This window comes from Cupriavidus sp. 05T313, from assembly GCF_056396665.1.
On the sequence record NZ_JBFTLX010000187.1, the window covers coordinates 1 to 14,042 of the forward strand.

General features: G+C 63.0%; 12 protein-coding genes and 2 pseudogenes. All 14 read left to right on the top strand.

The features are described from left to right. The first annotated feature begins 299 nt into the window (after positions 1 to 299). The 14 genes and pseudogenes from tnpA (at position 300) to AC1DKD_RS30110 (ending at position 13,939) form a co-directional block, all read left to right on the top strand. Positions 300 to 629 (top strand): IS66 family insertion sequence element accessory protein TnpA, encoded by a 330-nt coding sequence (gene tnpA, locus AC1DKD_RS30045; RefSeq protein WP_477103188.1) that lies wholly within the window; start codon positions 300 to 302, stop codon positions 627 to 629. After that, on the top strand, positions 623 to 970 hold the full coding sequence (gene tnpB, locus AC1DKD_RS30050) for an IS66 family insertion sequence element accessory protein TnpB (RefSeq protein ID WP_267601637.1): 348 nt from the start codon (positions 623 to 625) through the stop codon (positions 968 to 970). The genes tnpA and tnpB overlap by 7 nt, the downstream gene beginning before the upstream one ends. A 36-nt stretch (positions 971 to 1,006) precedes the next feature. Further along, positions 1,007 to 2,029 (top strand): IS66 family transposase, encoded by a 1,023-nt coding sequence (gene tnpC / locus AC1DKD_RS30055; RefSeq protein ID WP_477103099.1) that lies wholly within the window; start codon positions 1,007 to 1,009, stop codon positions 2,027 to 2,029. A 150-nt stretch (positions 2,030 to 2,179) separates the two neighbouring features. Beyond that, entirely contained in the window at positions 2,180 to 3,202 is a 1,023-nt protein-coding gene (locus AC1DKD_RS30060; RefSeq protein WP_477103100.1) for a tyrosine-type recombinase/integrase, read from the top strand. A 265-nt stretch (positions 3,203 to 3,467) separates the two neighbouring features. Next, positions 3,468 to 3,527 (top strand): annotated as a pseudogene (locus tag AC1DKD_RS30065) (hypothetical protein); the annotation flags it as partial. A 121-nt stretch (positions 3,528 to 3,648) separates the two neighbouring features. After that, positions 3,649 to 4,032 carry a site-specific integrase gene (locus tag AC1DKD_RS30070; protein ID WP_477103189.1) on the top strand — a complete coding sequence of 128 codons (384 nt, stop codon included), beginning with the start codon at positions 3,649 to 3,651 and terminating at the stop codon, positions 4,030 to 4,032. Then, positions 4,029 to 5,042: a site-specific integrase gene (locus AC1DKD_RS30075; protein ID WP_477103101.1), complete on the top strand. Its 1,014-nt coding sequence runs from the start codon at positions 4,029 to 4,031 to the stop codon at positions 5,040 to 5,042. Before AC1DKD_RS30070 ends, AC1DKD_RS30075 begins: the two co-directional genes overlap by 4 nt. Positions 5,043 to 5,345: 303 nt before the next feature. Next, positions 5,346 to 6,178, top strand: a pseudogene (locus AC1DKD_RS30080) (tyrosine-type recombinase/integrase). Between the two features lie 8 nt (positions 6,179 to 6,186). After that, positions 6,187 to 7,395, top strand: coding sequence for an IS91 family transposase (locus tag AC1DKD_RS30085; protein ID WP_477144063.1), 1,209 nt, complete (start codon positions 6,187 to 6,189; stop codon positions 7,393 to 7,395). 316 nt (positions 7,396 to 7,711) lie between these two features. After that, positions 7,712 to 8,356, top strand: coding sequence for an IS66 family transposase (locus AC1DKD_RS30090; RefSeq protein WP_477103104.1), 645 nt, complete (start codon positions 7,712 to 7,714; stop codon positions 8,354 to 8,356). 330 nt (positions 8,357 to 8,686) lie between these two features. Further along, on the top strand, positions 8,687 to 10,573 hold the full coding sequence (locus AC1DKD_RS30095) for a hypothetical protein (protein ID WP_477103105.1): 1,887 nt from the start codon (positions 8,687 to 8,689) through the stop codon (positions 10,571 to 10,573). A 214-nt stretch (positions 10,574 to 10,787) separates the two neighbouring features. Further along, the gene (locus AC1DKD_RS30100) at positions 10,788 to 11,399 is read left to right on the top strand and encodes a hypothetical protein (protein ID WP_477103106.1); all 612 of its coding nucleotides are present in this window, start codon (positions 10,788 to 10,790) and stop codon (positions 11,397 to 11,399) included. Then, positions 11,396 to 12,493: a phage Gp37/Gp68 family protein gene (locus AC1DKD_RS30105; RefSeq protein ID WP_477144064.1), complete on the top strand. Its 1,098-nt coding sequence runs from the start codon at positions 11,396 to 11,398 to the stop codon at positions 12,491 to 12,493. Before AC1DKD_RS30100 ends, AC1DKD_RS30105 begins: the two co-directional genes overlap by 4 nt. A 183-nt stretch (positions 12,494 to 12,676) precedes the next feature. Then, positions 12,677 to 13,939: a DNA-methyltransferase gene (locus AC1DKD_RS30110; protein ID WP_477144065.1), complete on the top strand. Its 1,263-nt coding sequence runs from the start codon at positions 12,677 to 12,679 to the stop codon at positions 13,937 to 13,939. Positions 13,940 to 14,042 lie beyond the last annotated feature (103 nt).

Below are 14,042 nucleotides of genomic sequence, written 5' to 3' on the forward strand. Positions count from 1 at the left end.
CGACACGATTCTGGACTTTCCGGCGGTCAAGTAACCATTCGGCAGCTGTAATGTAACCCTCATATCTTGACTTCCCTTCATTTGTTCCCGGAAGTCAAGATCTAGGCTAGCTTCATATGTGCGTATCGCACTGAAGATCCGTAACCGTCAGCGGAACCCGGCTGGCGAGTCGTGGGCGCTGATGAGAAGGTTACGGCTTCACGGTAGGCGGGAGTGGAGTGATGGCCGATCAGCGCGAGGGTATGAGCGGACGAGCAGGGGCAAGGTATAACCGGCACGACGAAGCCTTCTGGCGAGAGATGCTCGCACAATGGGGTCACAGCGGCGGGAGCATTCGAGCCTTCTGCCGACAGCACGGATTGGCCGTTAGCACCTTCGGTCTGTGGCGCAAGCGATTGAACCACGAGCCACCGGTGACTTCGCCTATGGCAGTGACTGCGGATACGGCATTCATCGCCGCGGCAACGACAGCGCTACCGAATGTCCTGCCGGCGAGCGACCCGGCACCATTGAAGTCATGCGACCAAGTGGTCGTCACGCTGGGCGGCGCACGTATCGAGATGGCCGGGGTGCATGCCGAACGCATCGTGCGCTTCGTGCTGGGACAGTTGGGAGGCGGCCGGTGCTGATCAGCGGCGATGTGCAGGCTTTCATCTGCCGTGACGCGGTCGACATGCGCAAGTCCATCGACGGCCTGTCGTATCTGGTGGAGCCGTTGCTGGCCAAGAATCCCCTGTCGGGCCACCTGTTTGTCTTCGTCGGCCGCGATCGATCGAAGGTCAAGATTCTGTATTGGGACCGCACCGGCTTCGCGTTGTGGTACAAGCGGCTTTCGCGCGGCCGGTTTCCTTCGCCGGCGACGCTAGCCCAGCGTGGCTTCACGCTGGCCGAATTGAACGCTTGGCTCGAAGGCATCGAGATCCCTGCGGTTCGGCCCCACTGCACCGTCGCTGCCACGCGCATCTTGTGACTTGTAAACCTGCCGGCGCTGGCGCATCATGGCGCCATGCTTCCGGTACTGACACCCTCCGACCTGCCAGCCGATCTCGAGGCGGTACGTACCCTCGCGCTGGAGCAGAACCGGGTCGCCCGCGCGCTGTGGGAGCAACTGGAGATATTGAAGCACCAGATCGCGCAGCTTAACCGCGCRCACTTCGGCGCCAGCTCCGAACGTCTGCCGGGTCAGGCCGAACTCTTTGCCGCGCCGCTCGATCTGCCGTCACCGGCAACCGCCTCAGAGGTCAAAGTGGCGGGCCACACCCGCAAGGGGCGCCCGGCACTGCCCAAGGACCTACCGCGCACGCGGATCGAATACGATCTRTCCGCGGCGGAGAAGGCCGCCTTCGATTCACTGCAGCGCATCGGCGAGGAGCGCAGCGAGACGCTGCATTACGAGCCAGCCAAGCTTACCGTCATCGAGCACATCCGCTTCAAGTATGCGGCCATGAAGAACGATGAGTCCACCATCGTGACCGCCACCGCGCAGCCCTCGCCGTTACCGAAGAGCAACGCCAGCGCGGGCCTGCTCGCCAACATCCAGGTCAATACCTTTGTGGACCACTTGCCGATCCACCGGCAGGAGATGGGCTACGCCCGCCTGGGCATTCATCTGCCGCGTGCCACACTGTGCGAATGGAAGTTGGGGTCGGCCGAGCTGCTGGAGACGCTCCTGCCATCCTTGCGCACCCACATCCTGCAGGCACCGCGCCTGCACCTGGACGACACCACGCTGCCGTTGCTCGAACGCGGGCGCGCCACCACCAAGCAGGCGCACCTGTGGGGCTACCTCGGAGCCGGTCAGCGGCAGGAGAATGGGCTGTGGGTCGATCACCCGCCGGCGGTCATGTTCGAGTTCGCCGAATCCCGTGCCGCCACCCATCCGCTCACCTTCCTGCGCGACTATCGGGGGTACCTGCAGGCCGACGCCTACAGTGGCCACGATGCCCTCTATCGCACCGGCCGCATCATCGAAGTCGGTTGCTGGGCGCATTATCCCGAGTGCGGCTTTATCTGGTGCGCGACGCATTAGATTCTGTCCACACGAGGAGCCAGGGTGGCGCAGCCCCACATAAATCCAGCGCGTTCAATGAGCTTTTGAATCCGATTAGGACGAGCTTGCGTATATGCTTGCATGGACACGCAGTCACCCAAGCCCCAGCCCTCCGAGAGCACACCTAGCGTGCAGGACATTCTGCGCGTATGGCATGGCGATCGATGTATCCGTGCAAGTACCGCGCAGCAGTACCTGCAGTGGATCGGTCGGTTTCGACGCTATTGCCGTGCCCGTGGGCTGGAGGAAGGCGCCGAGCTATCGCGCGCCGGCGTGAAACGCTTCCGGGCTTGGTACACGCGCTTTCGCAAGATCAACCCCGTGCATCTCGGTCTCGCGAGTTCGTCTCTGCGTTCGCTGCGGCGCGTTTACGAAGTCATGGGCTTGCCGGTGTCGCCGTGGCAATCCATCGAACGCCGTCGACGACCTGCTACGGCGGTTCTGCGTGGCTACGCTGACTACCTTGGGCAACATCGTGGCAACCCTGAGATCACGATTCGCAAGAAGCTCGACGATGTCGGCAAGCTCTTGGAGCACCTGCGTCGATCTGGCAAATCCTGGCGTCGTCTGAGCTTGCCCGACATCGACGCATTCCTAATCGAATGCGCCAGTCGCTATGCACGTTCGACGACAGCCGGCATCGCCAGCACGATTAGATCCTTTTCCCGGTTCCTGCTGGCCAGCGGGCGCATTCGCACCAACTTGGCCGATGGGGTAATCTCGCCGGTACAGCCCAGGTTCGAACGCCCCCAACGCGCGTTACCGTGGGAGGACGTTCGGCGACTGCTGCGCGCTGTGGACACAAGCACGGCACGCGGACTGCGCGACCATGCGCTGCTGTTGATGATGAGTACCTATGGTTTGGGCGCTGGCGAAGTGATCGGCTTGCAACTGCAGGACATTGACTGGGATGCCAGCACGCTGCAGATGTCGCGACCGAAGACCGGCGTCAAATTCGTGAGTCTGCCTATGTGCGTATCGCCACACAGTCGCTGCGTGAGGTCTCTCTTCCGGTGCCGCGATGAGCACGAAGACTACCGCCACCGCCCTGGCTCGCGACGCAATGCAGTTCCTGGCGTTCAAGCGGGCCATGGGCATGGGCTACCGCCGTGCCGAGTTCGTGCTCAACGGCTTCGTGCGCTTCGTCCGTGACCGGCACGGCGACCGCCCGGTGGCATTAGACCAAGTGGTGACACAGTGGGTGACGCGGATCGAAGGCCGCAAGGCCATCACGGTGGGTAACGAATTCGGTGTCGTGCGCCAGTTGTGCCTGTTCCGCCGCCGCAGCGATCCATATGGCTTCGCCCCCGATCACGCGGTGGCGCCGGTCAAGGAATCGGTGTTCGTGCCTTACATCTTCAGTCGCGAAGAGGTGCTTGCCTTGCTGGACGCTGCCACGCGGCACGAAGGTCGCAACATGTGGGGTGCGATGTTGCGCGCGCTCACGCTCGTACTGTACTGCACCGGGATGCGGCTGGGCGAAGCTACCAGGCTGCATCTGGCCGACGTCGATCTACGCATGGCCGTTCTGACAGTGCAAGGGGCGCTCGCGCATCCTGGCAATCCGCGACGATTTAGTCGCCGAACTACGCTTCTACCTGCGCCAGCGCAAGGAAGTCCTGTCGGCAAGCCGGGCCGACGATCCATTGACACTCTTCATCCGTCGCGACGGATCAGCGCTCACTGTGCGTGCGGCCTCGGATGCGTTGCGATATCTGCTGCGTGCGCTCGGTTTGAAGCCGCCACGCGGGCGATCGGGTGCCAGGCCTTACGAGTTGAGACATGCCTTCGCCGTACATCGGCTGACCGCTTGGGCCGTTGAGGGTGTTGACGTGCACGCGAAGCTGCCGTGGTTGTCGGCCTACCTTGGCCACCAGAACGTCCTCGGCACGGAGGTGTATCTCAAGGCCACGCCTGAGCTGTTGCAACTCGCGAGCCAGCGCTTCGAACAGCTCTCGCGCCGCAAGCGCAGATTGCCATGAGCCGGTCACAGGATGGGCTGTTCGCACATGTGCAGTCGTACTTCACAGAGTACCTGCCAACGCAGCGAGGTGCCAGCGTCCACACCATTCGAGCCTACCGTGATGCACTGACGCTGTTTTTCAAATTCGTTGCTGACCAGCGCCGCCGAGCGGTTGCTTCCTTGCAGCTCGGCGACATCGACGCTGATGCCGTGACGCGCTTCCTGAATCATATCGAGACGCAGCGATCGAATTCTGCAGCAACACGCAATTGCCGGCGAGCAGCGATCCGTGGGTTCTTCAAGCATCTCCTGCGCAACGACTTGGCGCACTCGCAGCAGTACGTGCGAGTACTAGCGATCCCGGCAAAGAAGGCTCGTCAGCGGCCAGCGACCTACCTTGAGGCCGAGGATGTCCGCCTGATCATCAGCATGCCCAACCGGCGCACCGTCGACGGTTGGCGTGACTACACGCTTCTGCTCTTTCTTTACAACACTGGTGCTCGGGTCAGCGAGGCTGCCGAACTTCGATGGGACGATCTGCAATTGACCTCACCACGACAGGTTCGTTTGCACGGCAAGGGTAAGAAGGAGCGCCTGTTGCCGCTTTGGACGGAGACGGCCAACGCGCTGCACCGACTGCGCGGTATGTCAGGCGCTACCGATGAGCAGTGCGTATTCCTCAATCGAAACAGCCAACCTATGACCCGCGATGGTGTCGCCTACGTTCTCAGCAAACACGTAGCGGCGGCGGCTCGCGACAACCCAGTGCTGCGACGCAAGCACATCACGCCACACGTCATGCGTCACAGTTGCGCCGTTGCGCTTCTGCAATCAGGAACCGACGTGACGGTAATCCGTGACTATCTCGGCCACGCCAGCGTCGCCACGACCGGCCGCTACATCACGACCAACCTGCAGATGAAGCGCGAGGCGATGCTCGCATTCTGGACGAAGTCTGGCATTGAACCGGCGAACGCGAAGACATGGAAGCCAAAGGGCGATATGCTGGCGTTCTTGAAGTCCCTGTGAGCAATCCAAATTTATCTGAAGCTCGGATCATCGATCGACCGCATGAACGCCCGCTAAGCGACTTCATTCAAGATAAAACCGCACTCGGGATAATGCGCCTAGTACTAAACCGCTGACGCGGTAGTGGGAGGTGGGCACAGGTCTATGGCTGACGTTTCATGAAGAGGGTTGTCTGGCGCTGAACCCCAGCGAGGTGGTGAGCGGTGTCGCCAGGAGCAGTATGTGAATGCCCGGTTGGGCATTCCACCCACTGCTTCCAGGAGGCTCGCCATGACGCCACTGCGCCAACGCATGCTGCATGACATGCAGATCCGCAACCTTGCAGAGAATACCCAGAAGTCCTATCTGATTCAGGTATCCAGTTTCGCCCGGCACTTTCGCCGTTCGCCCGAACTGCTGGGTCCAGAGGAGATCCGAGCCTGGCTCGTCTATCTCCGTGAAGAGCGCAAGCTGGCACCCGCCAGTCTCGGCGCAACGATCGGCGCACTGCGCTTTCTCTACCGCGTGACGCTCAAACGCGACTGGAGCGACGAGGACTTTCCCTTGCCGAGGAAGCCGGTCCGACTGCCAGTCATCCTCAGCCTGGAGGAGATCACGACCTTCTTCGAGTCGATCGCCAGTCTCAAGCAGCGCACCATCCTGATGACCGCGTACGCCGCCGGACTGCGGGTGTCAGAAGTCGTGCATCTGAAGGTCACCGATATCGACAGCAAGCGCATGGTCATCCGTGTGAACCAGGGCAAAAACAGGAAAGATCGCTACGTCATGCTGTCGCCGCGGCTGCTCGAGATCCTGAGACTGTACTGGCAGGACGCTCACCCGCGGGAGTGGCTGTTTYCGGGCAACCGATCAGCCGCGATGCCGTGGGCCAGGCATGCCAGCTTGCACGTAAGCGCAGCGGCATCAAGAAACCCATCACACCGCATTCACTGCGGCACGCCTTCGCCACGCATTTACTGGAGGCCGGCACCGACGTGCGCCGGATCCAGCTGCTGATGGGCCATCGCAGCCTTTCGACGACGGCGCGCTACTTGAAAGTGGCTACCAGCACCGTGTGCGCGACCCCGAGTCCCTTTGACCTGCTGCCGCATCCCGCACCCATCCCGCCTGAGCCCACACCGCCCGCATACTTCTGAAGCCGGCGATGCGACCGGCGCTCGAGGTGGCGGACATCTTCCGCCGCTGCGGCCCAAAGTACCGGCAGACCCATGCCGACGCCCTCAGTCGTGCCCAGCGGCGCACGATGAGCGCCATCGAGCTGTGTCGCACCGCCGCGCTCGGCGGACATGTTGAGCAGTGCGATACATGTGGTCATCAGCGCATTGCCTACGACTCGTGCCGCCATCGCTGCTGTCCGAAGTGCCAGTCGCTCGCCCGCGCGCAATGGCTCGAACGCCGGCGCGCCGAACTGCTCCCCGAGGTCGAGTATTTTCATGTCGTCTTCACGCTGCCCGAGCCCGTCGCGGCGCTCGCCTACCAGAACAAGAGGGTGCTCTATGACATCCTGTTTCGCACCAGCGCCGAAACGCTGCGCACGATCGCCGCCGACCCGAAGCACCTGGGCGCGGAGATCGGCTTCCTCTCGGTCCTGCACACGTGGGGGCAGAATCTGCTGCACCATCCGCACGTGCACTGCGTGATACCCGGCGGCGGCATCGCCCCGGACGGCGAGCGCTGGATCGCCTGCCGACCCGGCTTCTTCCTGCCCGTGCGAGTCCTCTCGCGGCTCTTCCGGCGGCTCTTTCTCGACCAACTGCGTCGCGCGTTCGACGCCGGCGCGCTGCGTTTTCATGGCCAGCTCGAGCCGTTGCGCGATCCGCGAGCGTTCGCCGCCTGGCTCGCGCCCGCCGCTCACGCGGAGTGGGTCGTCTACGCGAAGCCACCGTTTGGCGGCGCCGCACAGGTGCTCGATTACCTGGGCCGCTACACGCATCGCGTCGCCATCTCGAATAACCGGTTGCTGCGCTTTGATGGCGATTCGGTGCTCTTCCGGTGGAAGGACTACCGTCACGAAGCCCGCCACAGGACCATGACGCTCACGGCCGACGAGTTCATCCGCCGCTTCCTGTTGCACGTGCTGYCCGTCGGCTTCAAGCGCATCCGCAGCTACGGGTGGCTCGCCAACTGCCACCGGGCGGCGCGCCTCGCCACCTGCCGACGGCTGCTCGGTGTCGAGCCGCCCGCTGCTGCGTCACCCGCCATCGGGGAAGACTACCGTGACCGTTACCAGCGGCTCACCGGCAGGTCACTGCGCGATTGCCCCGTCTGCGGCAAGGGCCACATGGTCCGCATCGAAGGCGGTGTGCCTGGCATCCTGCCGCGGGCTCCACCTGATCCCAGTCATGGACATTGACCGGCATCAGCACCAGCCCCCAGCACGTTGGTCTTCCCCATGCGGCCAACGCGAACCAACTCGTGCTTTGCCGTCTTCGCACCATCACAATGTCGCGAAACTCCGCACTATCTGCCCGCTGACCCTCGCATTCTCACTGTCTTCGCGCGACCGGCTCTGTCAGACCGCCCGCTTCCGGCGTGCGATGGCCACGCGCCGGGTACCGCAAATCACCGCGCCGTTCATTCAATGCCCATAGACGCCAGCGCCTGCGGAGCGGTTTAGCACAAACGATTTTTTATTTACCGCTCGCGGACCGATCTCGCCGGCTCGACTCATGCATCTGAGGCCGCGACCGCTAAACAAAAAATCCTCTGCATTATGCCGAGCTCGGCATAAGGCTCATGCCAGGCGATACTTCATCAAGGCCGAGGACGCCATTCCCAAAGCGGCACGCTCGCCAGATCAGCTACCTACGCGCTTCGTCAGGCTGATTGCCAAGCTCTATGCCGCCGAGGCGCGCAGCGCGCAATGGACGGCTGAACGACGCTTGCGCTTACGCGCGCGCTACAGCGCTCGGGTTCTCGATCTCATCGAAAAGCTGCTCACCGAGCATCGTGATACCGTCGTGCCAGGTGGCTTGCTTGGCAAGGCTTTGCACTACCTCAACGGGCAGTGGCCGAAGCTGATCCGTTACATAAAAAACGGCTCTTGGCCGATATGTAACAACCCTTGCGAGAACGCGATTCGCCCATTTGTCGTCGGGCGCCGCGGCTGGCTATTCGCCTCCACCGTCGCAGGCGCGCATGCCAGTGCCAATCTTTATTCCCTCGTTGAGACATGCAAAGCCAACGGCATTGACCCGTATCGCTACCTCGTCTGGCTGTTCACCAAGTTGCCTCTGGCCACCACGGCCGATGACTATGCCGCGCTGTTACCTTGGGCTATGCCTGAGGCAACTGTGAGTGACGTCGTTTATTGACTGCATACAGTGAAAACCGAGATAGTGCAATGGGTGTGCGACACGCTCAACGCCGCTCGGGAGGCCGCCCCGCAACCGAGCGCCACGCCGGCCTGCCCGAGCTGCCGATCGGCTGGCAGCTTGCGCACCGCACTAGCCTTCCTTCGGCGGCAGAGCAGCCCAGCGAGGACAAGCACGAAGGAGCGCTCCCGCCAGGATGGAAGCTAGCCGAGCGAAAGACCCACTTCATCCTGACAAATGGGAATGACGTCGTCGCCACCATGGCAAGACCGAATGCAGCGACGTACGCAGCTATCTTTTCCGCCGTAATCGTCAAAGGAGCCATCTAAGATGATCGAAGACTGCAAGCCTACCGAGAATTTCCAGGCAGGAGTCCAATTCGCTGAAGGGCAAGATGCAAAGGAGTTGCTCGGCGCAATCCTGGGTATCCAAACCGAACTCCAGTACGGTGCGGTGACACCTGAGAACGCCGTGGAGCGCATGCGCAGAGCTCTGCGTGTCATGCCGCAGCCAGTAACACACCGCGAGGGCGCGCAGGCGGTGGTGGTGAACGCCCCGGAGCACATCGTGTTGGTTGTGGGCGACATCGCCGATAACACCTCATTCGGTGATCTGCATGAGGTCACTTGGTGCGCTGGCCGGCAACACGACGCCGACGTCGAGTACGTGCGCGCAGATCTCACCCGCGCCATTCGAGCCCAGCCCCACGCCCCCCAGCCGCCGGAGCAGTCAGCATTCCAGGCGCGCGTTCAACCCTGGATGCTGGCGTGCTTTGGCGCCGAGATCGCTGCGAATAGCCAGGAACGCAACTACCGCTTCCTCGAAGAGGCCTTGGAACTCGTGCAAGCGTGCGGGGCCACGCAGAGCGAGGCGCATCAGCTTGTGGACTACGTCTATGGGCGCCCAGTTGGCGAAAGAGCCCAGGAAGTCGGCGGCGTTATGGTGACGCTGGCCGCGCTTTGCCTGGCGCAGGGTCTGGACATGCACGAGGCCGGCGAGACAGAACTCGCGCGCATCTGGACGAAGGTCGAGCAGATCCGTGCCAAGCGGGCCGCGAAGCCGATGTCCTCGCCCTTGCCTCAGCACGTCGGGACCGTCCATGACGAACGGGCCGCTGTTGAGTACTACAATCAAAACCCTTCTGCCGCTCTGTTCGACATGAAACGCCGCTTCGCCGGCCCGCACTCGAGCGCCGAGGCGGTGGCCAATGACTCGCGTGCCATGGGCGAGAACTGGTCCGTGCGCGTCGAGCAGGACGGTCGCACGATCTTGACCATCAGCGATCAGCACTTGTCCGGCGAGGAGGGCGCCGACGAGAACCTGATCGTCGGCGCGGCCCGGCATCTGCTGGCGTTTGTCGGCTACGGCCTGCCGCCATCGAACTTCGACCCCGATTCCCGGGAGCTCGTGACCGCAGAACAGCCCTGCATTGAAGGGCATCCGGACGATGCCGCAGTGAACCGCTTCGCCGCCGCCATGAAGGCGAAGATGGCTGCCAGCCGCGTGAAGGGGCGTCGAGGCTGGGATGATCCTGAACGATGCCCGGCGTCGTTTCTAGCGGCGGCGCTGATTGGCCACATTCCCAAAGGGGATCCCGTGGACGTCGGCAATTTCGCCATGATGCTGTTCAACCGGGCCGACTCATTGGGCGCACTCCCAACGGCCTGGCGAGAGTTGCTAGAGGAGGAAGTCTCCGCAGAGTCCCTTACCCAGGCACGCGCCCTTCTAGCCTCAGAGCAGCCCAGCACGGCAGCGGTGATCGATGGACAGGTTCTCCTAGCAAAGAGCGTGTTCGGCGGCCTCAACTCCTTGCGCTGGCTCCTCAACATCACCACCGAGTTCGACCGCAAGGATGTGCGCACGCGGCAGGCGGCGCGTTTGCTCGACGAGTACCAGGACAAGCACGGCCGGACGAACCGAGCACTGCTGGAGACCTTGTGGAAGGCCCTGCATGACAAGCTCTCCCTGGACGATACGCTGGAGTGCTTAGCAGCGAGTCCAGGGCAGCACAGCAACGAGAATCGCGATGCGGAGCGGTGGCGCTCGATTGAGCCGCGCCTGCACGTTGTGACGGAGGACTGCGACCAGGGCGACAGCGTGCCGAGCGTGGTGGTCTCTTTGATAGGGATCCAGCCGGACATGGATATGGTCGTCGGCAAGCACGAAACGCCAGCCGCCTGGGTCGATGCCGTGATCGCCAAAGGAAAGAGAAATTGAGCCGCCCGCATCTGAGGTCGTGCGGCGCCCTGAGTGGACGCAGCCCAAAGACCGGCCTGCGCGTAGCTTCCCGTCACTGTTGGACCGGCGGCGCCTGGGGCAAGGGCACGTGCGAGTTCTGCGGACGCACCCTGGATGAGGTGTTGGCGAAACGTGTTGCTGAGCCTGGCGGCGCGGACCACCTCGCTCGGTCGATCGAGAACAGAGACTTGCCATGACCAACATGACTGAAAACGCGAAGCAGCCGGGCCCCTTCCGTGCCCTGCTACGCACGATGGTTGCGCGCCTGGGTTCTGCCTTGGAGCGTAAGCCGGCTTGCTCGCGGCCCGAAGTACTGGAAGGGACTATGGGGCAAGCCTTCGGCCCTGGAGCGGCTTCGGTGTACCCGGAGCGGCCGCCCTTGCCGGATTCTCAGGCTCCGGAGGCCAACCCCTATGTACTAGCCATCGGTGGCGCACTATTCGACGCCGGCTACCGAATCTCGCCTGTCGATGCCGGAAAAGTGCTCGATGCTGTGCGGAGGGTTCACGACATCACACCGTACCTCACCCCAGAGCAGGCACGAAGGCGGGAAGAAGCCGAAAAAGAGGCAGAACGTCTTCGCCAACAATTGGCCGCCATCGCCCCGGCCCTTTCCGAAGAGGCCAAGAACAAGGCTATTCGTGAGGCTGCTGAGCTGATCGAGGCGGAGGCTGCCAACGTCGCGAGAGGGAATGCCACGGATGGCAACTGGGGAGATGACCACGAACCGAAGGCCGCCCACGACGAGATGCTCGCTAAGGCGGCGGCACTGCGCACCTTCCTGCCAACGGGAGATGCTGCATGAGCGAGAACAGCAAGATCGAATGGACCGACGCCACGTTCAACCCGTGGATCGGCTGCACCAAGGTGTCCCCGGCGTGCGACCACTGCTATGCCGAGGTGTCCACGCCGGCGCGCGTGCTGGGCGTGACGTGGGGCGCCAAGGAAAATCGGCACCGCACGTCGGCCGCCAACTGGAAGCTGGCGGAACGCTGGAACAGAGAGAAATTCTTCGAGTGCGCGGCCTGCGGCTGGCGCGGCGAGGAAAAGGACTCCAAGGCGTGCGAGTTCGGCCACGACTATCCGCACCGCCATTGCCCAAACTCAGCCTGCCACACGACCGAGGTACTGACTCCCGCACGCCGCCGTGTCTTCTGCGCCAGCCTGGCCGACGTGTTCGACAACCAGGTTGATCCGGCCTGGCGCGCGGACCTGTTCGACCTGATCGAAAGAACGCCCAACCTGGACTGGCTGCTGCTGACGAAGCGCATCGGCAACGTGCCTGCCATGATGCTCGAGGTCGCGCAGCACCTTTTCTGGATGGACAGGCTCGAGACGCCGAGTATGCCGGACAGCGTCTGGCTCGGCGCCACCATCTGCAACCAGGACGAAGCCGACCGCGACGTCCCGAAGCTGCTTGCCGTGCCGGCCCGGGTGCGCTTCCTATCCGTTGAGCCGCTGTTGGGGCCGATCAGGCTGCCGCATGATGCACCGTCGCCAATTCCCTTCTACTGCGATGCGCGTGATCGCGGTATCGACTGGGTAATTGCCGGTGGCGAGAGCGGCCCTCATGCACGGCCGAGGCATCCGGCCTGGGCGCGGAGCCTGCGCGACCAGTGCGCGGCGGCGGACGTGCCGTTCCTGTACAAGCAAAACGGTGAATGGGCAGACGGCTCCGGAGACTTTGGTGCCGGCAGATTCGAAACCGCTGCGGTAGCTCTCGACGGTCGAGTTGTGCCAGRCGGCTACGACGCCGTAGCCTATCCGAACGGCGCCACAGCGGCAGACGGCTGGGCGATGGTCCATCGCGCAGGCAAGAAGGCTGCAGGCCGCCTGCTCGACGGCGTGCAGCACGATGGCTTCCCTCCTTCGAACCCTCCGCAAGAAGGGAACATTTAGTCCGTGTCGTCGCCCATAATCGGCATTGCGAGTTGACCCCTCGCCGTTCCCGATGGGTGTAGGTTTTCATTGCCTACACCCTCTTTTTTTGTCGCTCGCGATTGCACAGCCCTCGCACATTGGACCGGCGCATGGTTGCGCTGGTCATTCGGGATTCGAGAATAGGCATCCATTCACACAAGGATGCCCGCTATGGCACCACCTCCACGCCAACTCGATCTCTTCGGTGCGATCGCCGAGGCCTATGCGGATTCCGCTGATGGCTCTCTCGAGAACCGCAGCCTCTATCGCCAGCTCGCACAGCGCCCGGAACTCCGATTGGACATTGAGCGCCGGGTCCCGATAGGCGCCGCCGCCGCGATGCACAGTCCCGCTACGCGCAAAATCCGCTGGCACCAGATCACCATGAGGCAGTTGGGCATCATCGAGCGGGTTGAAGGCGAACGCGGCCTTTGGCGACTGAGCGAGAATGCACGGCAGAAGCTGCACAAGGCCAGCGCCGGTGTTCGGCTAGTCGCCTTCAGCACGGATCTCGGTGTAGCGGTCTGGGCCCGCTCACGGGACGTTTTTCCGCGCCTGGGAGAGCCGATCTCGCTCTGCGTTACGTCGCCGCCCTACCCGCTCCGCCAGGCGCGAGCCTACGGCAACCCGAACGAAGCGCAGTATGTCGACTTTCTCTGCGAGGCGCTGGAGCCTATCGTCCGCGAGCTAGTACCGGGCGGCAGCATCGTGATCAACATCGGGAACGACGTCCACCTGGCAAGAAGTCCAGCGCGATCCCTCTATGCCGAGCGGTTGCTGCTGGCGCTGCATGATCGGCTCGGCCTCTCTCTCATGGACCGCATTCCGTGGGTCAACTACAGCAAGCCGCCTGGCCCAACCTGGTGGGCTTGCGTCAACCGCGTCCAGCTAAGCAGCGCGCACGAGTTGGTCTATTGGCTCACGAATGATCCCGCCCGGGTACGCTCAGACAACCGCCGCGTGCTACAGGCACATACCGAACGGCATAGGAAGCTGATCGCCGCTGGCGGCGAGGCGCGAACCGCCATCTATGGCGATGGCGCCTATCGGCTGCGGCCAGGCGCCTTTGCCGGCGATACAGCGGGGAAATTGCCGCGCAACGTCATCGAGCGTGGCCACGCCTGCGCGGATACCCAGCTATATAGGAAGCGTGCGAAAGAACTCGACCTTCCAATCCATGGCGCGATGCAACCGACGGACATCCCGGATTTCTTCGTGCGCTTCCTCACGGAGCCGGGCGACCTGGTAGTGGATCCGTTTGGCGGCACGGTCCGAACGGGGCTGGCGGCGGAGAGGCTGGGGCGTCGGTGGCTGGTGACCGAATGGATGCTGGAGTATCTGCGCGGCGCGGCCGAGCTCTTTCGAGGCTGCTCTGGCTTCGGCTTGCAACCGGCACTTGCATCCGCCAACTGGTCGGTATCGTAGGYTGGCCACGCCGACCCGAAGAATCGAAGAATCCAACAGGAGAACTGCCATGACTGCACGGACAGACCGCCAACCACTTCCACTTGCGGAGGCAATCCGCAAG